Below are 23,203 nucleotides of genomic sequence, written 5' to 3'. Positions count from 1 at the left end.
CTCAGCTCACCCCGCGCAGGTGTTCCAGGCGCGGCGGTTGCCCGGCGGGGTGCCAGATGGCGATCACGTCGATCCGCACGCCCGCGGTTCGGGTCGGGTGCTCGGCCAGCCACAGTCCGGCCAGACGGCGCAGCCGCGCCAGTTTGGCCCGGTCCACGGCTTCGGCCGGATGCCCGAAACTCAGCGACGTCCGCGTCTTCACCTCGACGACCACCACGTCATCGCCGTCCCTGGCGACGATGTCGATCTCACCGGCCGGGCAGCGCCAGTTCGTGTCGAGCACCTCGTAGCCCCGGCGCTCGAGCCATCTGCGCGCACGCAACTCCCCGGACCTGCCCACCTCGTCCTTCGCGAGCATCGCGACCACCTCCGCAGGCGATGCTGCCCGCGCCGGCGCGGTCCCGATCGCGCCGAGGACAAGGCTGTGGAGAGCGGTGCATCACCGACCGACTGTGGAGGGGGCTGGCGCACCGTTGGGGTGCACGCCCTCCTAGCGGGGCAGCTCCAGGTCCGGCTTGGCCAGTTCCTCGACGTTGACGTCCTTGAACGTCACGACCCGGACGGACTTCACGAACCGCGCGGACCGGTACACGTCCCAGACCCAGGCGTCGGCGAGGGTCAGTTCGAAGAACACCTCGCCGCCGGCCGAGCGGACCTGCAGGTCCACCTGGTTCGCCAGATAGAACCGGCGCTCGGTCTCCACCACGTAGGAGAAGAGTCCGACGACGTCGCGGTACTCGCGGTAGAGCGCGAGCTCCATGTCCGTCTCGTAGTTCTCGAGGTCCTCTGCACTCACTGGTCCATCATGCCCCCTCCGGTGACCACGGGCGTGCCGGTGCCGACGGCAACGCCGGGCAGCGACCAGCTCCTGCGGTGCAGCTCGCAGGGACCGTGCTCGGTGAGGGCGGCCAGGTGCTCCGGCGCGGAGTACCCCTTGTTCCCGTGCCAGCCGTAGGCGGGGAAGTCCTCATGCAGCTCGCGCATCATGGCGTCCCGCTCGCACTTGGCCAGCACGCTCGCGGCCGCGACCACGGAGCAGGTCAGATCCGCCTTGATCCGGGTGGTGACCGGCGGCGTCACCGCCGCCGGGGTGAACAGGTCGGCCGGCGCACTGAGCCAGTCGTGATTGCCGTCGAGGATCACGACGTCCGCCTCGATGCCGTCGCCCACCAGCGCGGTCAGCGCGCGGGTGCCGGCGAGCCGGAGCGCCGCGATGATGCCGATCCGGTCGATCTCCGCGGGGTCCGCGTGGCCGACGGCACTCGCGACGCTCCAGCGGCGGATCGGCGCGCACAGGCGCTCCCGTGCCTCGGGACGCAGCAGCTTGGAGTCGCGCAGGCCCGCGGGGCTGCGACCGGTGCCGGCGTCGATGACGACGACTCCCACGCTCACCGGACCGGCCAGCGCGCCGCGTCCGACCTCGTCCATCCCGGCCACGTAGCGTCGCCCACCGGCGAGGAGCTCACGCTCCAGCAGCCGGGTGGGCGGGCGGCTCACGACGGGTCGGGGACGTCGGCGAACGTTTCCTCGGGGTTGCTCAACCACGTGATCGAATCCAATGGCCAGATGATGACGAAGGCGGTACCCACCACGTTACGTATCGGAACGAACCCTCCGCCAACCGACGCGGCGTTGTATCGCGAATCCGCCGATCGGGGCCGGTTGTCCCCCATCACCCACAGGTGCCCCTCGGGCACCACGACGTCGAACGGGTCGTTGCTCGGCGCGGCGCCGTCGATCACGTACGGCTCGTCGATGGCGGCGCCGTTGACGGTGATCTGCCCGGCCTCATTGCAGCAGACGACGTGGTCGCCGGCGACTCCGATGATCCGCTTGATGAGGTGTTCGTCGGCGTGCTCGGGCAGGATCCCGATCCACGTGAGCACCTGCTCCACCGGGTTCAGCGGCTCCGACTCGGGGTTGTCCAGCCAGCCGCCCGGATCGAGGAAGACCACGATGTCTCCGCGTTCGAGCTCGAACGGACCCGGGGTGAGCTTGCTGACGACCAGCCGGTCGCCCACGAGGAGGGTGTCCTCCATCGAGATGCTGGGGATGTAGAAGGCCTGCGCCAGGAAGGTCTTGATGATCAGCGACAGCGCCAGCGCCGCGACGAGCACGATGACGCACTCGTGCAGGAACGACCGGAGCGGACCACGACGGGGCTTGCGCTCGCCGTCGTCGTCGCCGTCGCTTGTCTCGTCACCTTCGGCGTCGGTACTGGACGACGGCGGCGCGGCGTCGGTCTCGGCGGCGTCGGTCTCCGGGTCGGCGGGTGACTCCTCGGGCAGGTCCGTCGGACCGTCATGCCGTTGCGTCACCGCGCCGTCCCGTCATCCTCAAGCGGGCCGGGCCCGCTGGTCACTACGTTCAGCTCGCGGGGGTGTCGCGACGCTCCTTGATCTTGGCGGCCTTGCCGTGGCGCTTGCGCAGGTAGTACAGCTTCGCGCGGCGCACGTCACCGCGGGTGACGACCTCGATGTGGTCGATCGTCGGGGAGTGCAGCGGGAAGGTGCGCTCGACGCCGACGCCGAAGCTGACCTTGCGGACCTTGAAGCTCTCGCGGACCCCGCCGCCGGAGCGGGCGATCACGACGCCCTGGAACACCTGGATACGGGAGCGGCTGCCCTCGATGACCTTCACGTGCACCTTGAGGGTGTCGCCGGCGCGGAACGAGGGGATGTCCGAACGCAGGGAGCCTGCGTCGATGCTGTCCAGAGTCTGCATGGTGATGCCTTCCCGCTCGTGCGCACAGGTCACGCGCGATGGTCAGGGCGGCCGGAGCCACCTGATGTCAGTGGTGGTCGCGTTGGTGGGCGGCTGAAGTCGCGCTCCCCTGTGGCAGAGCACGTCGCGGCCCGCGCGACTGACCTAGTTTGCCATACGGTCCGGGCAGGCGGAAATCACGCGGGCCGGAGTGTGCGCGTCATCACGTAGTCGTCGGCCCGGAACGTCCCGACGGTGAAGCGCTTGGTGCCGGCGCGGGTGAACTCGCAGGCCCGGTAGAAGCGCTGCGCGCGCTCGTTCTGCTGGTTCACGCCGAGCCAGAGCGTGTGCACGCCGCGCTCGAGCGCCCGTGCCGCGGTGGCCGCGACGAGCGCCCGCGCCACCCCGGCCCCGTGGTGTTCCGGCAGCACGTAGCACTTGGACAGTTCCGCCGTCGGGCGCCCGGTGACGACGGCGGCGACGTCCGGGTCCGCCGGCTCGCCGTGCACCGTCATCGTGTAGCCGACGACGGCGCCGGCGACCTCGGCCAAGTGCACGTCACGGTTGCGGTCACGCAGGTAGCGGCGGAAGTCGACGGCGGTGAGGTGCTCCTCGATGAACGCCAGGACGTCCTCGGCGGGCAACTGAGGTGGGCAGGCGAGTGGGAACGTGCGGGCGGCGACGTCGGCGATCGCCTCGGCGTCGACGGGGCGCGCGAGCCGGATCTCGGGCGAGCCCTGACCCGTGATGAGGTCCGGGCGGCGCCGGGCCGTGCGTTCCACGGCGCGGGCACGGCGCCACGACCGGATCCGGCCGTGATCGCCGGAGAGCAGCACCTCGGGCACGTCCAGCCCGCGCCACGACGGCGGCTTGGTGTACACCGGGTATTCGAGCAGCCCCGCGGCGCCGTGCGACTCCTCGACGAGCGACTCGGGGTTGCCGATCACGCCGGGCAACAGCCGTGCGACCGCCTCGATCACCACGAGCGCGGCAACCTCGCCGCCGTTGAGCACGTAGTCGCCGAGGGAGATCTCCCTGATGGTCACGTCGTCACGGCCGGAGTAGTGCTCGCTCACGCGCGCGTCGATGCCCTCGTACCGGCCACAGGCGAACACGAGCTGTCCGCCGGCGGACACCAGCAGCGCCAGTTCCTCGGCCATGGCCTGGGTCATCCGGTCCCCCGCCGGCGTCGGCACGAGGACGGTGCGGGACGGGCTGTCGGCGACCAGGACGCCGTCGAGCGCGTCGCCCCACACGTCCGGCCGCATCACCATGCCGGCGCCACCGCCGAACGGCGTGTCATCCACCGTGCGGTGGCGGTCGCTCGTCCAGTCCCGCAGGTCGTGGACGCCGATCTCGAGCAACCCGTCGCGGCGCGCCTTCCCCACCAACGACAGTTCCAGCGGCGCCAGGTAGCCGGGGAAGATGGTGAGGACGTCGATCCGTCCGCTCACCGGTCCTCCCCCTGCTCGGGTTCCGCGTCGTCGGGCACGTCGGAGCCGGCGAGCAGACCGAGCGGTGCGTCGATGATGACGCGGCCGCCGGCCACGTCCACGGTCGGCACGATCGCGCGGACGAACGGCACCAGGGTGCGCTCGCCCGTGTGCTCGCGCAGGATCAGCACGTCCTGGGCGGGCAGGTGCCGGATCCCCTCGACCTCACCCAGGTGCTCGCCGTCGGGGGTCTCGGCGCGCAGGCCGGCCAGCTCGTGGGGGTACCACGCGTCCTCCTCGACCTCGGTCAGGGGTTCGGCGAGCAGCACCACGCCGCGCATCCCCTCGGCGGCGGTCCGGTCGGCCACGCCCTCGAAGCGGACGTACCAGTGCTTGCTCCGGTGGCTCAGGTCGGCGATGGTCAGCGGCCCGGCGGCGACCGGCTCGGTCTGCAGGCTCGTTCCCGGGGCGAGACGCGTCTCGGGATCGTCCGTGTGCACAGCCAGTCGCACCTCACCGCGCAGACCTTGCGGGCCGCCCACCGTCGCGACCCGGAGCAGGCTCTCAGATGCGTTCACTGGTCGATCATGGCGCATCGGCACGGTGCCCGGCGAACGGGTCCGGCCCGTGGCACCGAGCCGACCCGGCGCCGGATACGGATCAGGCCCGCACCCGGCGTGGCCGGGGCGGGCCTGATTCGATGACACTCGTGCCTCAGCGGCGGTCGACGTCCACCACGTCCACCCGGACGGCGCCGGTGGTGGACAGCGAACCGATGACGGTCCGCAGTGCGCGGGCGGTGCGGCCGGAGCGGCCGATCACCCGGCCGAGGTCGCTGGGGTTCACCCGAACCTCGAGCAGGTCACCGCGACGCAGCGTGCGCGAGGTGACCTCGACGTCGTCGGGGTGGTCGACGATGCCGCGCACGAGGTGCTCGAGTGCATCGGCCAACATCAGGCCTGGGCCTCGGGCTCGTCGGCGCTCTCCTCGGCGGCAGGTGCCTCGGCAGCCTCGGCGGCCTTCGCGTCCGCGGCAGCCTTCGCCTCCTCGGCGGCCTTCTCGGCCTTCGCCTCGGACGCCTTGGCCTTGCGCAGCTCGGCCTCGTCCTCGGCAGCCTTGACGGCGGCGGCGGCCTCGGCGGCCCCCTCCTTGACCCGCAGGGTGCCCTCGGCACCCGGGAGCCCCTTGAAGGTCTGCCAGTCGCCGGTGACCTTGAGCAGGGCGAGAACCTGCTCGGTCGGCTGGGCGCCGACACCGAGCCAGTACTGCGCGCGCTCGCGGTTGATCTCGATCAGGGAGGGTTCCTCGGTGGGGTGGTACTTCCCGATCTCCTCGATCACGCGGCCATCGCGCTTGGTGCGCGAGTCGGCCACGACAACACGGTAGAACGGCGTCCGGATCTTGCCGTGACGCTTCAAACGGATCTTGACGGCCACTGTGGTGGTCACTCCTGGTTCATGTGTGGGTGAGCCCGTTCGAGGGCGCCAGTGGGGCCGGCGCTGCGGATCGGGCTCGGGACACGCCGGCTGCTCGGTGAGAGGGCCGAACACCAGCGGGTACAGCGGGTCATTCTGCCAGACCCGCACGGGTGCGTTCCACCTGCCCACCCGGTGACATGGCGACACCCGGGGTGAGATGCCTCACCCCGGGTGTCGTGTGACGTCGTCGATCACGGCCGCCGGGTCACTGCCACCGGAACAGTTTCGCGGCCAACGGGTACAGGACCGCGATGTAGGCGGCCATCACCACCATCTGCAGGGCCGGGAACTCCCCGGTGAACCAGGCCGCGCTGAGCGCCTGGCTGAGCGCACCGAGCGGCGTGAACCGAGCGATCGCGGCGACCGCGTCCGGCATGAGCGGCCCGGGGGTCCACATCCCTGCGAAGAACAGCATCGGGAAGTAGATCAGCATCCCGATCCCGCCGGCGGCCGAGGCCTTCCGCACGAGTGCCCCGATCAACAACCCGATTCCCGCCGTCGCCGCGGCCCCGAGGAGGAACGCGAGCAGCGCCACGGCCGGTGACTGTGGTGCCGGGATCCCGAACGCGAGCGCGCCGGCCGCCAGGGCGAGCAGGCTGGCCGCCACGAGCGCGGCCAGGTTGACGACGACCTGCGCGATCAGCACACCCTGCGGGCGCATCGGTGTCGTCGAGATGCGCCGGAGCACGCCGAGCTCACGCGCGGTCACGATCTGGGTAGGCAGCGTGCTCAGCGCGACCGTCGCGACCGCCAACGACAGCGCGATCGGGACGTACAGGTGGATGGCCAGGTGACCGTCCCAGGGCTGCCCCATGCCGGTGATCGGGTCCCGCATCCCGGGCAGGGCGTAGCCGACGCCGACCATGAGCACGGCGGGGAACAGCAGGGCGAAGACCACGCTGCCGGTGTCCCGGAGGAACAGGCGGAACTCGGACGCGATCAGGGCGCCAAGGCCACGCATCGGGCGCGCGGTGGACGTGGTGCGTGCTGCGGTCGTGGCACTCATGCGGCCAACTCCTCTTCTACTGGGTGCCCGGTCACGTCCACGAAGACGTCCTCGAGCGTTCTGGTCATGGTTCGGATCTCGTCCGGGACGACGCCAACCTCGGCGAGCGCGAGGATGACGGCGGGCAGCACGTGGGTCGTGCCGGTCACCTCCAGCTCGTCCTCGATGGTGGAGACCGCGTGCACGTCGGCGAGCGACTCGATCAGCTCGACCGGGTCGGCAGCGCCCTCGGGCAGCCGCATCCGGAAGGTGCGCTCGTCGCTGCCGCCACGGACCAGCTCCTTCGGGGAGCCGGCGGCCACCACCCGACCCTCGTCGATCACGACGAGCCTGTCGCAGAGGCGCTCGGCCTCGTCCATGAAGTGGGTGACGAGGATGATCGTGACGCCCGAGTCCCGGACCCGCTCCACCAGGTCCCAGACGTCGCGCCGGGCCTGCGGGTCCAGGCCCGTGGTCAGCTCGTCCAGGACCGCGACCTGCGGACTGCCCACGAGCGCCAGGGCGATGGACAGCCGCTGCTTGAGCCCGCCGGAGAGCTTCGCGAACTGTTTGCTCCGGTGCTCACCGAGGCCGAGCATGCCGATCAGCTCCTCGGGGTCCGCGGGGTGCGGGTAGAACGACGCGAACAGTTCGAGGGCCTCGATGACCGTGATCTTGGCGGGCAGGCGAGCCTCCTGGAGCTGCACGCCGAGCACCGCCCGAATGGCCTGGGGATCCTTCCTGGGGTCGATGCCGAGCACGGACAGCGACCCGCCGTCGGCGCGACGCAGGCCCGCCAGGGTCTCCACCGTGGTGGTCTTGCCGGCGCCGTTGCGGCCGAGGATCCCGAAGATCTCTCCCCGTTCGACGGCGAAGCTGACGTCCGCAACGGCGGTCTTGGCTCCGTAGGACTTACGCAGGTTCTCGACCTGCACGACGATGGTCATGACATCTCCAATGGCTTGCGGATGGCGATGGTGCGGGCCATGGCGTAACTGGCCACGGCGGTGGCGACCGTGGTCGCCGCGATCACGGCGACCGTGACGACGGCGGGGTCGAGGCCGCTGGCGATGATGGGTGGCAGGACGGTCAGTGGCAGCGCCACGGTGGCCCAGGCGCCCCAGCGGTAGTAGGTCAGCCCGACGAGCACCCCGGAGAGGCCGCCGGCCAGGAACATGACGCAGTGGAACACCAGGGAGACCCCCCACGCCGAGGGGATCGGCGCGGCGGACGTGGCGACGTGGGACCAGCCCTGGTCGAGATAGATGCCGCGCTCGATCGCCAGGACGGCGGTCATCGCGATGCCGTTGACCACGCCGATCACGACGTTGCTGATCAGCGCCCCGATCACGAAGGACCGGCGGGTCATCCCTGCGGCCACGTGCACGTTGATCGTGGCGGTGACCACGATCAGGGCGACGGAGAACGGGTACCAGATCCCGGCGTAGCGGATGGTCGACATGATCGAGAACGGCGGCTCCCCCATCCGCCAGTCGAGCACCAGGATCACCACGGTTCCGGCGATCACGCAGATGGCCCAGAACCAGGCAATGGACAGCAGTGAGGCACGTGTCATCCGCCGGGCGGTGCGGGCCCACTGAGGTGCGGTGGCAGTCATCGGGACTCCTTCTCGGTCAGGTGGACGAACAGGTCCTGCACGCCGACGCCGCCGATCGCGACACCCGCGGCCCGGGCGGCGTCGAGTGCCGCGCCGTCGAGGTCGCCGAACACGGTGACCTCCTTGGTGGGGCCGAGCGAGCGGCTCGCGACGACCCGCAGGCCGGCGGTGAGGGCGTCGACCTGCGCGGTGGGGCCGGTGAGGGTGGCGCCGCGGGTGCGGAAGTCCTCCACCTCCTCGTTCAGCAGGAGCCGGCCCTCGTCGAGGATGACCACCCCCGAGAACAGCCGCTCGATCTCACTGATCAAGTGGCTGGACAGGATGATCGTGCGCGGGTGCTCGGCGTAGTCGGCCAGGAGCAGGTCGTAGAACCGGTACCGCGAGGGGGCGTCCATGCCGAGGTACACCTCGTCGAACATCGTCAGCGGGGCACGGCCGGCGAGGCCGATCACCGCCCCGAACGCGGACCGCTGCCCCCGAGAGAACGTACTGATCGCCTTCTTCCGGTTCAGCCCGAACGCGTCCACGAGCTCGTCCGCGAACTGCGCATCCCACCCGGGGCGGGCCTGCTCGTAGTACGTCAGGCTCGCCGAGATCTTCTCGTTGGCGAGGACGTCGCCGCTCTCGCGGATCAGACTGACGCCGGCCATGACGCGCTCGTTCTCGAACGGCTCGGTGCCGTCGATGAGCACGGAGCCCGCCGTGGGCCTGCGCATCGACGCGAGCACCGAGAGCGTGCTCGTCTTGCCCGAGCCGTTGCGGCCGAGCAGGCCGTAGATGCCGTCCGGTTCGAGGTCGAACGAGACGTTGTCGACGGCGGTGGTGCGACCGTAGCGGACGGTCAGGTCGCGGACGGACACGGCAAAGCCGCTCATCGCTGCTCTCCTTCGGTGCTGTTGGTGGTGGTGGTCAGGTCGGCAGCGGCGCCGGAGCGCTCGATCCAGCGGATCAGTTCCGAGGTACTGATGCCCAGGACCCTGGCCTCGGCCAGAACCGGCTCGAGCAGGTCCTCGAGGAACGTCTCGCGACGGCCCGCCCGCAATCGGTCGGGTGCCCCTTCGGCGACGAACATGCCGACTCCTCGTTGCTTGTAGAGCACGCCCTCGTCCACGAGCTGGGCGAAGGCCTTGGCCGCGGTGGCCGGGTTGATGCGGAACGTCGTCGCGTACTGGGTGGTCGACATCACCTGTTCTCCCTCCGCGAGGTGTCCCGCGAGGATGTCGCCGCGGATCTGGTCGGCGATCTGGATGTAGATGGGTTCACGACCGTCGAACACGACTACCTCCGTTCACTGGTTCATTACTCGACTAATGAACCACAGAACCGAAGAGGTGTCAAGGAGTGATCGAGGTGCGAGGCACCGACCGGTACGCACCCCCCTCATCGACCTAGTCGCCGACACCTCGAGTCAGCCAGAAATTCAGGCCTACCTCGAGGTGTTGGCGACTAACTCGATTGGGGCCGGCCGACGAGTGCGAGGGGCCGGCCGGCGAGCGATTGGGGCCGGCCGGCGAGCGATTGGGGCCGGCCGGCGAGCGGGTGGTCCGGGCCCGCGAGTGGGGCCTGGATGGTCAGCGCGCTAGCAGGTGCCCGGCGCGAATGACGGCGCTCGGGTGGGCGAGGACGGCGATGTCCTCGCGGGGGTCGGCCGGGTAGACGACGACGTCCGCGGGCGCACCGTCGGCGATGCCCGGACGGCCGAGGTAATCACGGGCCAGCCAGCTGGCCGCGGCCACCACCTGGGCGGCGGTCAGGCCGGCCCGGACCAGTTCGGCGGCCTCGTCGGCGATCCGGCCGTGCCCGATGGTGCCGCCGGCGTCGGTGCCGAGGAACAGCCGCACCCCGGCGTCGTGGAGGTCGCGGACCTGCGCGTACCGCCGCGCGTGCATCGCCCGCATCCGGGCCGCGTAGCGCGGGTACTTCGCCTGGCCCTGGGCCGCGATCGCCTCGAACCGGTGGATCTGCAGCAGCGTCGGGACCACCGCGACGCCCGCGGCCGCGGCGCGCTCGATCTGGGCGGGGGTCAGCCCGGTCCCGTGCTCGAGGCAGTCCACGCCGGCGTCCAGCAGCGGGTCGACGGTCTCGGTCGCGAACGTGTGCACCGTGACGCGCGCGCCGGCGTCGTGCGCGGCGGCGATGCCCGCGGCCAACACGTCCGCCGGCCAGAGCGGTTCGAGGTCGCTGTCGGCCCCGCGAGCCCGGTCGATCCAGTCCCCCACGATCTTCACCCAGCCGTCACCGAAGGCGGCCTGCTCGGCCATCGCGACGGGCAGGTCGGCGACGTCGTCGAGTTCCGTGGCGTAGTGGCGCAGGTACCGCTTCGGCCGGGCGAGGTGGTGGCCGGCTCTGATCAGCTCCGGCGCGTCCACACGAGGGCGTGGTCGCACGGCCGGAGCCGCCGGTCGCGCCGCCGCGTCACCCGCTCGCGACGGGCTCCCGGCCGGGGCGTGCTGCAGCCAGCGGGAGTCGATGGGCGAACCGGCGTCGCGCACGAGCAGGGTCCCGGCGGCGAGGTCGGTCGCGGCCTGGGCCAGGGTCGTGGCCTCGTCGACTGCGCCGTCCGGGCCGAGGCCGAGGTGGCAGTGCAGGTCCACCAGTCCCGGCAGCACCCACCCGGAGATGGTGACCGCCGCCGTCGGGCCCGATGCGGGCTCATCGAGGGTGAGACGCCCGTCGCGAACCCAGGCGCGCCCGTACTCGCGCTCGCCGTCGGCGACGATCGTGCCGGTGAGCGCGATCGCGTCGCCGGAGGAGGTCATGGTGGCCGGGGCGTCAGCGGCCGAGGAACTTCTCGAAGCCCTTCGGCAGCTCGAGCGCCGAGGGGTCCACGGTGGTCGGGTCCGCCGAGCCCATCCCGAACGCGGACCCGGCGGGTGCGTTCGCCGGGGCGGACGCACGCTCGGCGGCCTCCCGCTCCTGCTGCGCACGCTTGGCGGGGTTCCCGGACTTGCCCTTCTTGCCACGCTTGGGCGGCGGGGCCATCCGGCCACGGGACTTCTTCCCACCGCCGGGCATCCCACCCATGCCGGGCAGGCCACCCATCCCGGGCATGCCGCCCTTCATCCCGCCCCGAGCCATCGAGCGCATCATGGTCTTCGCCTGCTCGAAGCGGTCCAGGAGCCCGTTGATCTCGCTCACGGTGGAACCGGATCCCTTCGCGATCCGGGACCGGCGGGAGCCGTTGATGATCTTCGGGTTCTGGCGCTCGGCCGGGGTCATGGACTGGACCATGGCCTCGACCCGCACGACCTCACGCTCGTCGAAGTTCTCCAGCTGCTCACGCATCTGGCCCATGCCCGGCAGCATGCCGAGCATCTTCTTCATCGAGCCGAGTTGCTTCATCTGCTGCATGTAGCCGAGGAAGTCCTGCAGCGTGAAGTCGCCGTCGCCGGCGATCTTGTTGGCCATCTCCTCGGCCTGGCCCTCGTCGAACGCCTTCTCGGCCTGCTCGATGAGGGTCAGGACGTCGCCCATGTCCAGGATGCGCGAGGCCATCCGGTCCGGGTGGAAGCGCTCGAAGTCGGTGAGCTTCTCACCGGTCGAGGCGAACAGGACCGGCTTGCCGGTGACGGTCCGGATGGACAGCGCCGCACCACCGCGGGCGTCGCCGTCGAGCTTGGAGAGCACCACCCCGGTGAACCCGACGCCGTCCGCGAACGCCTGGGCGGTGGTGACCGCGTCCTGACCGATCATGGCGTCGACCACGAACAGGATCTCGTCCGGGTTCACGGCGTCGCGGATGTCCGCGGCCTGCTGCATCAGCTCGGCGTCGACACCGAGGCGGCCGGCGGTGTCGACGACGACGACGTCGTAGTACTTCTCCCGCGCGTGCGCCACACCGCTGCGGGCGACCTCGATCGGGTTCCCGACGCCGTTGCCCGGCTCGGGCGCCCACACGGGCACGCCGGCCTGGCCGCCGACCACCTGCAGCTGGGTGACGGCGTTGGGTCGCTGCAGGTCCGAGGCCACCAGCAGCGGGGTGTGGCCCTCCTCCTTCAGCCACTTGCCGAGCTTTCCGGCGAGCGTCGTCTTACCGGCACCCTGCAGTCCGGCCAGCATGATCACGGTCGGCGGGTGCTTGGCGAAGGCCAGCTCGCGGCTCTCGCCACCGAGGATCTCGATGAGCTGCTCGTTGACGATCTTGACGATCTGCTGCGCCGGGTTCAGCGCCTGCGACACCTCGGCCGAGGTGGCCCGCTCGCGCACGGCGGAGGTGAACGCACGGACTGCCGGGACCGCGACGTCGGCGTCGAGCAGGGCCCGGCGGATCTGCGAGACGGTGGTCTCGATGTCCGCTTCGGACAACCGCCCCTTGCCACGTAGCGACTTGAAGGTGGCGGAGAGCCGATCGGAGAGGCTGGCGAACACGCGGATTCCTTAAGCGAGTGGGCGGGACTGCCTTCCAGGATATCTTCCCGTCGCCGGCCCTTCGCCCGCGGCCCGGCTCGGCGCACCCGGCGATGCCGGTCAGGCCCCCGGCGCGACCGCCAGCCGGGCCAGCACCCGCGTGGTCAGGGTGTCCACGAGCTGCGCCCGCCAGGCCGTCCACGCCTTGGGTCCGGCGGCGCGGGCGTCGGCCTCGGTGAGCACGCGCAGCAGCCGCACCATGGCCGGGCGGTTCTCCATGGCGGCGGCCACCCGGGCGGCGACGGCGGGGTCCTCCAGGTCCGCGCGGGTGGCGGTCTCGGCCAGGATCAGGTGGTGGCGCACCAGGAGCCCCACGTCGTGGCGGGTCTGCTCGGGCAGGCCGAGCCGTTCGAGGATCGGGCCGACGATCCGCTCCCCGACCTCGCTGTGGTCCTCGGCTCCCGCGACCTTGCCGATGTCGTGGAAGAGGGCGGCCCACAGGACGGTGTCGCGGTCGGCGGGGTCGCCGCCGTCGTCGAGCTCGCCGCGGCGGGTGACGAGGTGCACGTTCGCGACGGTCTGCACCAGGTGCCGGTCCACGGTGTAGACGTGCACGGGGCTGCGCTGCGGCCGGTTCCGGACGGCGGCCCACTCGGGGAACCACCGGGTGACCAGCCCGGCCAGGTCGAGCACCTCCCAGATCGGGATCTGAGCCTCGCCGCTGCGCAGCAGCGCGAGCAGATGTTCGGTCGCCGACGCCGGCCAGGGCGTCGGCAGGTCCACCGTGCGCTGCAGCGAGGCGATCGTCACCGGCGACAGCGGCAGCCTGGTGCGGGCCGCCGTCGCCGCGGCGCGCAGCGCCAGCTCCGCGTCCGCCTCGGGTCGCGCGTCGATACCGAGGACGAGCTCGCCGTCGTGCTCGACGAGGTTGTCGGCCACGGTGCGCAGCCGGGGTGGCACCCGCCGACCCCGGACGAGCGCCGGGCGCAGCCGCAGCGAGGGCCGCCGCAGGGCCTGCTTCGCGTGGCGCACCGTGGTGTCGAGGGAGTACGCGACCACGCGGGCGGAGTGCGCGATCCCGGCGAGCAGCTCGTCGGCGTCCGGGTGGCCAAGTCGCGCGGCCACGTCGTCCTGGTGGACCCGGAGCAGCCGGAACGCGGGCCGGCCCGTCACGGACGCGAGCGCGTCACGCACGTCGAGCAGGTGCTCGTAGGCGCCGTCCACGTCCCCGTGCGGCCGGTCGGTCAGCCAGGTCGCGGCGAGCGCCCAGGTCACGATGGCGTCCCGGATCCCGCCGCGGGCCTCCTTCAGGTCCGGCTCGGTCAGGTACGCGAGCTCGCCGTGTCGCTCGGCGCGGGCACGGGTCGAGTTCAGCAGCTCGGGCAGCCGGCGGCGGGCCGCCGAGCGCCAGTCCGCGAGCACGGCGGAGCGGGCCCGGTGCAACACTCCTGCGTCGCCGGCGAGGCAGCGCACGTCGAGGAGCCCGACGGCGGCCGGCAGGTCCGCGGACGCGACGTGTCGGCATTGGGCAAGGCTCCGTACCGAGTGGTCCAGGTCGAGCCCGGAGTCCCAGATCGGGTACCAGAGTGCCTCGGCGAGGGCCGCTACCTGCTCCGGCGCGTGGGTCTGGCCGTCGTGCACGAGCATGAGGTCGAGGTCGCTGGTGGGGCCGGCATCCCGGCGCCCGTGGGAGCCGACGGCGCTGAGCGCCACGCCGGTGCTGACGTCCACGCCGCTGCGCTCCGCGGCGTCGTGCCAGAGGTCGATCAGGGCGCCGTCGACGAGGTCGGCGAGCGCCTGCCGGTAGCGGGTGCCGGCGGGGCTGGTGGGGTGCTCGAGCCGAGCCCGGCGGAGGCCCCGCAGCAAGGGCTGCGGGGCCTCCTCGTGCCCGGTTGGGGACGCGGACATCACGTCTACAGGGCGTCCGGCCCGCTGGCTCCGGTGCGGACCCGGATGACGTCCTCGACGGGGCTGACCCAGACCTTGCCGTCGCCGATCTTCCCGGACTGGGCGGCGTTGACCACGACCCCGGCGAGAGTGGTGGCGTCGCCGTCCTCGACGAGCACCTCCACGCGCACCTTCGGCACCAGGTCCACGGTGTACTCGGCACCGCGGTAGACCTCGGTGTGACCCTTCTGCCGGCCGTAGCCGCTGGCCTCGCTGACCGTCATGCCACGGACCCCCGCGGCCTCGAGGGCGGACTTGACGTCGTCCAGCTTGTGCGGCTGGATCACTGCGGTGATGAGCTTCATGAGTTGATCTCCTCGTAAGCGGTCTCGGCGTGCTCGGCCAGGTCGATGCCCCGGACCTCATCCTCCTCCGGCACCCGCCAGCCCATGGTGGCCTTGATGGCGAGCCCGATGACGGCGGTGATGACCCCGGAGAAGACGATCGCGACCACCGCGATGATGATCTGCACGGCGAGCTGGTTGAAGCCGCCGCCGAAGATCAGTCCTCCGTCGGTGGCGAAGACTCCGATCAGGACGGTGCCGACCAGCCCACCGACCAGGTGTACGCCGACCACGTCGAGCGAGTCGTCGTAGCCGAGCTTGTGCTTGAGTCCCACGGCCAGGGCGCACAGCACCCCGGCGATGGCGCCGAGCGCGATCGAGGTGACCGGGTTCAGCGCACCGGCGGCCGGCGTGATCGCGACCAGACCGGCGACGACCCCGGACGCGGCGCCCAGCGACGTGCCCTTGCCGTACTTGATGCGCTCGGTGAGCAGCCAGCCCAGCATGGCGGCCGCCGTCGCCGACGTCGTGTTCACCCAGGCCAGACCCGCGGTGCCGTCGGCGGTGAACGCCGAGCCGGCGTTGAAGCCGAACCAGCCGAACCAGAGCAGCGCCGCACCGAGCATCACCAGCGGCAGGTTGTGCGGACGCATCGGGTCCGTGCCGAAGCCCTTGCGCTTGCCGATGATCAGCGCGAGCACGAGGCCCGCCACACCGGCGTTGATGTGGACGACCGTGCCACCGGCGAAGTCGATCGGTGCCGCGATCCCGGCGAACGGTCCGTCACCGGAGAGCAGTCCGCCACCCCAGACCATGTGGGCCATCGGGAAGTAGGCGAGGGTGACCCAGAGGGCCACGAAGACCATCCAGGAGGAGAACTTGGTGCGGTCGGCGATGGCGCCGCTGATCAGGGCGGTCGTGATGATCGCGAACGTCACCTGGAACGCGACGCCGACGATCGCCGGCACGCCGAACCCGTCGATGATGAACTCGCCGCTCTCGTCGTAGATCGTGCCGACCAGCCCGAACTGGTCGAACGGGTTGCCGAAGATTCCGCCGACGTCCGCTCCGTAGGACATCGACCACCCCCAGAGCACGTAGATCACGCCGATGACGCCCATGGCGCCGAACGACATCATCATCATGTTCAGGACGGACTTGCTCCGCGTCATGCCGCCGTAGAACAACGCCAGGCCGGGTGTCATCAGGAGCACGAGGGACGCCGACGTCAGCATCCAGGCCGTGGCTCCGTAGTTGAGCTCTTCCATTCGCTCGCCTTTCCACACGCCGGCCGGGCGGCCGGTCTGTGGAGAAGACTCTTGGAGTGGCGTTTCACTGCCCCACCGCTGGTGTTACGGGCGTGTGACAGATTCGCGATCGATGTGAACGTCAGGTTTCGCGAGACCTGGATCCCGGATCCTGAGACGGGCAGGCTCCTGCGGAGCGCCGGCGGGGTCAGGCGACGAGCGCGTCGACGAAGCCCTTCGGATCGAACGGCGCCAGGTCGTCCGGCCCCTCCCCCAGGCCGACGAACTTCACGGGCACCCCGAGCTCGCGCTGGACGGCCACCACGATGCCGCCCTTGGCGGTGCCGTCGAGCTTGGTCAGGACGATCCCGGTGACGTCGACGACGTCGGCGAACACCTGCGCCTGCCGCATCCCGTTCTGCCCGGTGGTCGCGTCCAGGACGAGCAGCACCTCGGCCACGGGTGCCTGCCGCGCGACGACCCGCTTGATCTTGCCGAGCTCGTCCATCAGGCCGGCCTTGTTCTGCAAGCGGCCGGCCGTGTCGATCAGGACCACGTCCACACCGGCCTCGCGGCCAGCCTTGACGGCGTCGAACGCGACCGCGGCGGGGTCGGCGCCGTCCCGGTCCGAGCGGACCACCGGCACGCCCACGCGCTCGCCCCAGGTGGCGAGCTGGTCCGCGGCGGCGGCGCGGAAGGTGTCCGCGGCGCCGAGCAGCACGTCCCGGTCCTCTGCCACGAGCAGCCGGGCGAGCTTGCCGACCGTCGTGGTCTTCCCGGTGCCGTTGACGCCGACCATGAGGATGGTGGCGGGGTGCGGTTCGCCGTCGTCGCCGACGACGGGGCTGGCGGCCAGCCGTCGGTCCATGCCCGGGTCCACCAGGGTGAGCAGTTCCTCCCGGAGGATGTCGCGGACCTGCTCCGGGTCGGTGGTGCCGAGCACCTTGACCCGGGTGCGCAGCGCCTGCATGAGCTCGTCGGTGGGGCCGGCGCCGATGTCGGCGAGGAGCAGGGTCTCCTCGATCTCCTCCCAGTCGGCCTCGGAGATGTCCCCGCGGGAGAGCAGCCGCAGCAGCGTCGAGCCGAGCGCACCGGAGCGGGCCAACCGTTCCCGGAGCCGGACCAGGCGGCCGGCCGCCGGCTCGGGGTGCTCGAGCGCGGGTGCCTCGGGTTCGGCAGGCTCGACGGCGGTGGGTTGCGCCGTCGTGTCCGTGTCCGCCTCGGGCGGGGCGACCGGGCCGGCGGCACCATCGGTGTCCGTGTCGGTGTCGAGCGTGGCGGTCCCCGAGCGGGCACCGCCGCTCGCACCCGAGCCCGGCGGCAGGTCGCGCGGCTTGCCGCCACGCCCGCGGAACAGGGCGACGGCGCCGCCGCCGATGACCACGACGGCCAGGACGAGGTAGATCCAGATGTCTTCGAGCACGACCTCAGTGTGGCCCACACGGCCGGTCCGGAGCCACTTCCGGGTCGGGCGTCAGCGGCCGGGGCGGGCCCGGTCCATGACCTCGCGCAGGTCCACGGGGGTGTGGTAGGCCGGACCGTCCTCGGCGAGATCGAGGATGTCGGAGACCGTCAGCGACCGCTGGGCGTCGACCGCGGTCTGCTCCAGGTACTCCCCCTGGTCGGCCGGATCGGTGCGCGTGCGAACGGATCGCAGCGACTCGCCCAGCCAGGAGAACACACCCTGCGCCGGCACGTGCCGGCGCACCAGGACAGCCACCACCACCACGGCGAGCATCACGCCGATGGCGACCACGACCACTGCATCCATCACCACGTGAGTATCACCCGCGCCGGGACACCCTCGGCCCGGACTCGCCGAGTCGTCACCGGATCGTGATCATGACCTCACTCACACGTCGTCGGATGTTCATCCGACGTTCTCGTGCAGTCGCTGACTGATCAGGGTCGTGACGCCGTCGCCGCGCATCGTGACCCCGTACAGGGCGTCCGCGATCTCCATCGTGCGCTTCTGGTGGGTGACCACGATGAGCTGCGAGTCCTCCTGCAGCTCGCGGAAGATGTCCAGCAGGCGGCCGAGGTTCACGTCGTCGAGCGCGGCCTCCACCTCGTCCATGACGTAGAACGGGCTCGGCCGGGCCTTGAAGATCGCGACCAGGAGGGCCACGGCGGTCAGCGAACGCTCGCCACCGGAAAGCAGCGAGAGCCGCTTGACCTTCTTGCCGGGTGGGCGGGCCTCGACCTCGATGCCGGTGGTGAGCATGTTCTCCGGGTCGGTGAGGATGAGCCGGCCCTCCCCGCCTGGGAACAGCCGGGAGAAGACGCCCTCGAACTGTTCGGCCGTGTCCCGGTAGGCCTCGGTGAACACCCGCTCGACCCGCTCGTCGATCTCCTTGACGATCTCGAGGAGGTCCGCTCGGGACTTCTTCAGGTCGTTCAGCTGTTCGGTGAGGAACCGGTGCCGCTCCTCGAGGGCGGCGTGCTCCTCGAGGGCGAGCGGGTTCACCCGCCCGAGCAGGGACAGCGCCCGCTCGGCCGCTCGCAGCCGCTTCTCCTGCTCGGCGCGCACGTACGGGTGCGGCTCGGGCACGTCGTCCTCGGGCGTGCCCGGTGCCGGCACGGCCGGCACCAGCTGGTCCGGTCCGTACTCGGCGACGAGCACCTGCGGGTCCAGCCCCAGCTCCTCGACGGCGCGCTGCTCGTACTGCTCGATCCGCAGCTTCTGCTGGGCCCGGGCCACCTCGTCGCGGTGCACCACGTCGGTGAGCTCGGAGTACTGCCTGGACAGCTCGTCCAGGTCCGCCCTTACGGTGGTCAGCTCCGCGTCCCGTTGGGCACGGGCGTCCTCGGCCTGCTGCCGCTGGGTGTGGGCGAGGGCAAGGGACGACTCGATCTGCTCGAGCGCGCGGGCTGCGCCGGCCCGGACGGCGGCCGCCACCCGGGACTGTTCGGCGCGGCGTCGGGCGCGCTGGGCGGCGACCTCGCGCGCGTGCCGCTCCGCCTTGGCGGCGCGTTCGAGGGACTCGGCGCGACCGGAGATCGCCCGGACCCGCTCCTCCACGGTGCGCAGCACGAGCCGGGCGTCGGTCTCCTTCGCGCGGGTGGCGGTGGCCGCGGCCGCGGTCTCGTCCCGCGCGGCGGTGGCCCCCTCCAGATCCGTCGCGGCCTGGTCCGGTTCGCGTTGGGCGTGCTGGAGCCGTTCGGCGATCTCCGCCAGCTCGGCCGCGTACGTGGTCCGCTTGGCCTCGGCCGCCTCGATGGCCGGCCGGGCCCGCTCGGCCTCGGCGGTGGCGGCCCGGAGGGCGGACCCGTGCTGGCCGAGCTTCTCGGAGACCGCGGCGAGCTGGGCGTCGGAGTCGTGCAGGGCGTTCAGGGTGAGGTCCGCCTCGGCCTTGGCGTCCGCCTCTGCCTGCTTCGCCGGGCCGAGCGCGAACCGGGTCTGCTCGGCCCGGGCGATCGCGGCCGTGAGCTCGGTCTGCGCCTCCTCGCGGGCGGCATGCACCTCGAGCACGCTCGGACCACCGGGGCTGCCGCCACGGGCGTCGGTGTGGCTGAGCACGTCGCCGTCGCTGGTGACCACGACGAGCCCGGCGCCGCCGGTCGGGTCGTCGTCACCGGCGCCGGCCAGGGCCGCCCTGGCCGAGCGCAGGTCCTCGACGACCACGACCCCGCGCAGCAGCCGGGCAACGGTCGGCGCCAGCGGGCCCTCGACCCGAACGAGGTCACCCGCCCACCGACCACCGGCAGGCGCCTCGCCGAACGAGCCGGCGCCGTCGGGCTGCGCCGCGATCGCGAGCCGGGCCTGCCCGGCGTCCTGCTCGCGAACGTGCCGGAGCGCGTCGACGGCGACCTCGACGGACTCGACGGCGGCCGCGTCGGCGAGCGGGCCGAGAGCCGCGGCGATCGCGTTCTCGAAGCCGGGTTCGACGGTGAGCACGTCGGCGAGCGAGCCGAGCACACCCGGCACCGGGTTCCCCTCGAGCAGCGAGCCGGTGCCGTCCTTGCGGGTCAGCGACAGGTCGAGGGCATCACGTCGCGCGGTCCAGGTGGCACGGGAACCCTCGGCCTCCCGCTCCGCCTCCTGCAGCTCGCGAACCTTCTCGGTGGCGACCTCGAGCGCGGCGAGGGCCGCCTCGTGCGCCTCGTCGAGGCCCTCCTCCCCCTCCTGGGCGCCGACGGCCTGCTGTTCCAGGGCGGCGAAGGCCGCCTGCGCGGTCTCGGCCCGCTCGACGGCGGAGTCCAGGTTCGCGCGCAGGCGTTGCAGTTCCGCCTCGGTCGCCTCGAGCCGGCTACGCCGGGCGCCGACCTGGCCGGTGAGCTGGGCGAGGCCCTCGCGCCGGTCCGCGACGCCGCGGTGCACCGCCGCGAGCGCCCGTTCGGCCCCGGCCGCCTTCTCCTCCGCGAACCGCCGTTCGGTGGTCGCGGCCTCAAGGTCGGCGCGGGCCTTGCCGATCTCGGTGTCCAGGTCCGCCTCGGCCTGCCTGGCCCGGCGGGCCTGGGCGTCGAGATCGTCCGGATCCCGGCGGCTCTGCTCCTCCTCGACAGGTCCGCCGAGGAGGCGGCAGCGCTCGGCGGCGAGCGTGTGCGTGCCGCGCAGCCGCTCGCGCAGGCTGGACAGCCGGTACCACTGCTCGGTGGCGTCGGACAGGTGCGGAGCGGCGGCTGCCGCGGCCGCCTCCAGGTCCGTGAGCCGGGCCCGGGCCCGCTGCTGCGCGGCCTCCACCTCGGCCCGCTTGGCACGCAGGGCGGTCTCGTCGGCGACCTCCTGCGCGAGGGTGGAGGTGAGTTGGACCAGGTCGTCGGCGAGCAGCCGGGCGCGGGCGTCGCGCAGGTCCACCTGAACCACCTGGGCCCGGCGCGCGACGTCGGCCTGCTTCGCCAGGGGGCCGAGCTGACGGCGGATCTCGGTGGTGAGGTCGCTCACCCGGGCCAGGTTCGCGGCCATCGCCTCGAGCTTGCGGAGCGCCTTCTCCTTGCGCTTGCGGTGCTTGAGGACCCCGGCCGCCTCCTCGATGAAGCCGCGGCGCTCCTCCGGGCTCGCGGAGAGCACGGAGTCGAGGCGCCCCTGCCCGACGATCACGTGCATCTCGCGGCCGAGACCGGAGTCCGAGAGCAGGTCCTGGATGTCCAGGAGCCGGCAGCTCGAACCGTTGATGGCGTACTCGGAGCCGCCGTTGCGGAACAGCGTCCGAGAGATGGTGACCTCGGAGTACTCGATCGGGAGGGCGCCGTCGGCGTTGTCGATGGTCAGCGACACCTCGGCCCGGCCCAGCGGCGGACGGGAGGAGGTGCCGGCGAAGATGACGTCCGCCATGTTGCCGCCGCGCAGGGTCTTCGCGCCCTGCTCGCCCATCACCCAGGACAGGGCGTCCACGACGTTCGACTTGCCCGAGCCGTTCGGCCCGACCACACAGGTGATGCCCGGTTCGAGGTGGAGCGTGGTCGCCGACGCGAAGGACTTGAATCCTCGCAGGGTCAGCGTCTTCAGGTGCACCCCCGCAGCCTAGCGCCGGGGCCGGGCCGCGCCATGGAGGCGCACCCCTAGACCCCGCGCACCCGACGCCCTAGAGTCAACTTCGTCCGGACATATGGACATACCACGGTCGGGGAGGACCGAAACGCACATGCGTCACCACGGGGAACCCACAGGGGCGGCATCGTCATGCCTACGCGGGATTCGCCCGTCATCGAACGACATCATCCACGTCCGTCCCACGACGCCTGCGCGTCGTGGGCGATTCCCGGAGGATCCAGCATGAGAAGGAAGTTGGCAGCGATCATCGCCGGCACGGCCACGGCGGCCCTGTTGCTCGGCGCCTGCGGCAACGACGGGTCGGACGATCCGACCGACGGCGGCGGCGGCGGCGGCGAGGGCAGTGACGGACCGGTCACCATCACCATCACCCTGAACGCCATCGCCGGCGGCAAGAACGCCGCCGAGGCCGCGTGGATCGAGGACTGGGTGATCCCGGAGTTCGAGGCGGCCATGGCCGCCGACGGCAGGGACGTCACGGTGGTGTTCGAGCCGCAGGGCGTCGACGACGAGGACTACAAGACGAAGATCTCGCTCGACCTGCAGTCCGGCGGCGGCGCCGACATCATCGGCATGGACGGGATCTGGGTCGGCGAGTTCGCCGAGGCCGGCTACATCCAGCCGCTCAGCGCCGTCGGCGGCTCGGCCGTCGACGAGTGGGAGGGCTGGGACCAGATCTCGGACGCGGTGCAGAACGCGCTCTCGTTCAACGGCGAGCGGTACGGCATCCCCCAGGGCGCGGACGGGCGGGTGCTCTACTTCAACAAGGACCTGTTCGCCGCGGCCGGGCTACCCGAGGACTGGCAACCGACCAGCTGGGAGGAGGTGCTCGAGGCAGGCCGGGCACTGGCCGAGTCGGGGGTCCCGATCCCGCTCCAGATCAACGCCGGCACGGCCATGGGCGAGGCGACCACCATGCAGGGGCTGCTGCCGTTGCTGGTCGGCACCGGGGCCGAGGTGTATCGCGACGACCAGTGGATCGGAGGCACCGACGAACTGCGTGACGTGCTCGAGTTCTACCGCACGATCTACGTCGACGAGCAGCTCGGCGACGCCGTGCTCCAGCAGGAGGCCGCGGGCCGGGACACCTCGTTCGCACAGTTCGCCGCAGGGGAGATCGGCATCCTGCTCGAGGGCGACTACTTCTGGCGCTCGGTCATCAACCCGGCCGAGGGCGTGGGGACCGCACCGATGGCGAACCGCGACGAGGTCGTCGGGTACACCCAGATCCCGGCGCAGGAGCCCGGCAGCGGCATCAACGGGCAGGACTTCGTGTCGATGTCCGGCGGCACCGGACGGGTGCTGAACCCGAACAGCGACAACCCCGAGCTCGCCTGGGAGCTGCTCGCGTTCATGAACTCCGCGGAGGCCTACGAGGCCCGCGCCGTGGACGGGCTGAACATCACCCCGCGTGCCGACGTCAACGCCGAGCTGCTCGCCAGCGACCCGATGCTGACGTTCGTCAGCGACGAGGTGCTGCCGATCACGGCCTACCGGCCCGGCCTGGCCGCCTACCCGGAGGTCTCGCTGGCGCTGCAGGAGGCCACCGAGGCCGTGGTTGCCGGAGACCCGGTCGACGACGCCCTCGCGAACTACGCGGACGCCGTCGCCGGCATCGTCGGGGAGGAGAACGTCGACAATGGCTGACGCTCACCTCCGGGGCCGAC

23 protein-coding genes and 1 pseudogene are annotated in these 23,203 nt (G+C 71.7%); 1 reads left to right on the top strand and 23 read right to left on the bottom strand.

The genetic code is table 11. The features are described from left to right. Position 1: 1 nt before the first annotated feature. From GKS42_RS09205 to smc, 23 genes and pseudogenes are all read right to left on the bottom strand, one after another. The gene (locus GKS42_RS09205) at positions 2 to 367 is read right to left on the bottom strand and encodes a YraN family protein (protein ID WP_154793552.1); all 366 of its coding nucleotides are present in this window, start codon (positions 365 to 367) and stop codon (positions 2 to 4) included. 123 nt (positions 368 to 490) lie between these two features. Next, a complete protein-coding gene (locus GKS42_RS09200; protein WP_154793551.1) occupies positions 491 to 796 on the bottom strand; it encodes a DUF2469 domain-containing protein in 306 nt (101 codons plus the stop codon). Then, positions 793 to 1,497 carry a ribonuclease HII gene (locus GKS42_RS09195; RefSeq protein WP_232847989.1) on the bottom strand — a complete coding sequence of 235 codons (705 nt, stop codon included), beginning with the start codon at positions 1,495 to 1,497 and terminating at the stop codon, positions 793 to 795. The genes GKS42_RS09200 and GKS42_RS09195 overlap by 4 nt, the downstream gene beginning before the upstream one ends. After that, on the bottom strand, positions 1,494 to 2,318 hold the full coding sequence (gene lepB / locus GKS42_RS09190) for a signal peptidase I (protein ID WP_154793550.1): 825 nt from the start codon (positions 2,316 to 2,318) through the stop codon (positions 1,494 to 1,496). The genes GKS42_RS09195 and lepB overlap by 4 nt, the downstream gene beginning before the upstream one ends. 49 nt (positions 2,319 to 2,367) lie before the next feature. Continuing rightward, complete coding sequence (gene rplS / locus GKS42_RS09185) at positions 2,368 to 2,724, bottom strand: 50S ribosomal protein L19 (RefSeq protein ID WP_154793549.1); 357 nt, start codon at positions 2,722 to 2,724, stop codon at positions 2,368 to 2,370. Positions 2,725 to 2,900: 176 nt separating this feature from the next. Further along, on the bottom strand, positions 2,901 to 3,347 hold the full coding sequence (locus tag GKS42_RS26470; RefSeq protein ID WP_232848081.1) for a GNAT family N-acetyltransferase: 447 nt from the start codon (positions 3,345 to 3,347) through the stop codon (positions 2,901 to 2,903). A 36-nt stretch (positions 3,348 to 3,383) separates the two neighbouring features. Beyond that, positions 3,384 to 4,157, bottom strand: a pseudogene (gene trmD / locus GKS42_RS26465) (tRNA (guanosine(37)-N1)-methyltransferase TrmD); the annotation flags it as partial. Next, positions 4,154 to 4,714 (bottom strand): ribosome maturation factor RimM, encoded by a 561-nt coding sequence (gene rimM, locus GKS42_RS09175; protein ID WP_232847988.1) that lies wholly within the window; start codon positions 4,712 to 4,714, stop codon positions 4,154 to 4,156. The gene rimM and the pseudogene trmD, both read right to left, overlap by 4 nt. A gap of 136 nt (positions 4,715 to 4,850) precedes the next feature. After that, entirely contained in the window at positions 4,851 to 5,090 is a 240-nt protein-coding gene (locus tag GKS42_RS09170; protein ID WP_154793546.1) for an RNA-binding protein, read from the bottom strand. Then, positions 5,090 to 5,572, bottom strand: a complete 483-nt coding sequence (gene rpsP, locus GKS42_RS09165; protein ID WP_154796622.1) for a 30S ribosomal protein S16 — start codon at positions 5,570 to 5,572, stop codon at positions 5,090 to 5,092. The genes GKS42_RS09170 and rpsP overlap by 1 nt, the downstream gene beginning before the upstream one ends. Before the next feature lie 247 nt (positions 5,573 to 5,819). After that, the gene (locus tag GKS42_RS09160) at positions 5,820 to 6,620 is read right to left on the bottom strand and encodes an ABC transporter permease (RefSeq protein ID WP_154793545.1); all 801 of its coding nucleotides are present in this window, start codon (positions 6,618 to 6,620) and stop codon (positions 5,820 to 5,822) included. After that, the gene (locus tag GKS42_RS09155; RefSeq protein WP_154793544.1) at positions 6,617 to 7,546 is read right to left on the bottom strand and encodes an ABC transporter ATP-binding protein; all 930 of its coding nucleotides are present in this window, start codon (positions 7,544 to 7,546) and stop codon (positions 6,617 to 6,619) included. Before GKS42_RS09155 ends, GKS42_RS09160 begins: the two co-directional genes overlap by 4 nt. Continuing rightward, positions 7,543 to 8,217, bottom strand: a complete 675-nt coding sequence (locus tag GKS42_RS09150) for a hypothetical protein (protein ID WP_154793543.1) — start codon at positions 8,215 to 8,217, stop codon at positions 7,543 to 7,545. The genes GKS42_RS09155 and GKS42_RS09150 overlap by 4 nt, the downstream gene beginning before the upstream one ends. Beyond that, complete coding sequence (locus tag GKS42_RS09145) at positions 8,214 to 9,092, bottom strand: ATP-binding cassette domain-containing protein (protein WP_154793542.1); 879 nt, start codon at positions 9,090 to 9,092, stop codon at positions 8,214 to 8,216. The genes GKS42_RS09150 and GKS42_RS09145 overlap by 4 nt, the downstream gene beginning before the upstream one ends. After that, entirely contained in the window at positions 9,089 to 9,493 is a 405-nt protein-coding gene (locus tag GKS42_RS09140; RefSeq protein ID WP_154793541.1) for a GntR family transcriptional regulator, read from the bottom strand. Before GKS42_RS09140 ends, GKS42_RS09145 begins: the two co-directional genes overlap by 4 nt. A 295-nt stretch (positions 9,494 to 9,788) precedes the next feature. Then, a complete protein-coding gene (locus tag GKS42_RS09135) occupies positions 9,789 to 10,976 on the bottom strand; it encodes an amidohydrolase family protein (protein WP_154793540.1) in 1,188 nt (395 codons plus the stop codon). Between the two features lie 13 nt (positions 10,977 to 10,989). Next, a complete protein-coding gene (gene ffh / locus GKS42_RS09130) occupies positions 10,990 to 12,585 on the bottom strand; it encodes a signal recognition particle protein (protein WP_154793539.1) in 1,596 nt (531 codons plus the stop codon). Between the two features lie 99 nt (positions 12,586 to 12,684). Beyond that, entirely contained in the window at positions 12,685 to 14,472 is a 1,788-nt protein-coding gene (locus tag GKS42_RS09125; RefSeq protein WP_154793538.1) for an HD domain-containing protein, read from the bottom strand. A gap of 5 nt (positions 14,473 to 14,477) precedes the next feature. Next, a complete protein-coding gene (locus GKS42_RS09120; protein WP_154793537.1) occupies positions 14,478 to 14,816 on the bottom strand; it encodes a P-II family nitrogen regulator in 339 nt (112 codons plus the stop codon). Beyond that, positions 14,813 to 16,063: an ammonium transporter gene (locus tag GKS42_RS09115; RefSeq protein WP_154793536.1), complete on the bottom strand. Its 1,251-nt coding sequence runs from the start codon at positions 16,061 to 16,063 to the stop codon at positions 14,813 to 14,815. Before GKS42_RS09115 ends, GKS42_RS09120 begins: the two co-directional genes overlap by 4 nt. Positions 16,064 to 16,250: 187 nt before the next feature. Then, entirely contained in the window at positions 16,251 to 17,465 is a 1,215-nt protein-coding gene (gene ftsY / locus GKS42_RS09110) for a signal recognition particle-docking protein FtsY (protein ID WP_154793535.1), read from the bottom strand. Positions 17,466 to 17,516: 51 nt separating this feature from the next. After that, positions 17,517 to 17,813: a hypothetical protein gene (locus GKS42_RS09105; protein ID WP_154793534.1), complete on the bottom strand. Its 297-nt coding sequence runs from the start codon at positions 17,811 to 17,813 to the stop codon at positions 17,517 to 17,519. Between the two features lie 99 nt (positions 17,814 to 17,912). Further along, complete coding sequence (gene smc, locus GKS42_RS09100) at positions 17,913 to 21,497, bottom strand: chromosome segregation protein SMC (RefSeq protein WP_154793533.1); 3,585 nt, start codon at positions 21,495 to 21,497, stop codon at positions 17,913 to 17,915. A 261-nt stretch (positions 21,498 to 21,758) separates the two neighbouring features. Between smc and GKS42_RS09095 the strand changes: the two genes are divergently transcribed. Beyond that, entirely contained in the window at positions 21,759 to 23,183 is a 1,425-nt protein-coding gene (locus GKS42_RS09095) for an extracellular solute-binding protein (RefSeq protein ID WP_154793532.1), read from the top strand. The last annotated feature ends 20 nt before the right edge of the window (positions 23,184 to 23,203 follow it).

It is taken from the genome of Occultella kanbiaonis (genome assembly GCF_009708215.1).
Lineage (GTDB): Bacteria > Actinomycetota > Actinomycetes > Actinomycetales > Beutenbergiaceae > Occultella > Occultella kanbiaonis.
The sequence above is the reverse complement of the archived record's forward strand: the minus strand, read 5'-3'. Positions and strand labels throughout refer to the sequence as shown.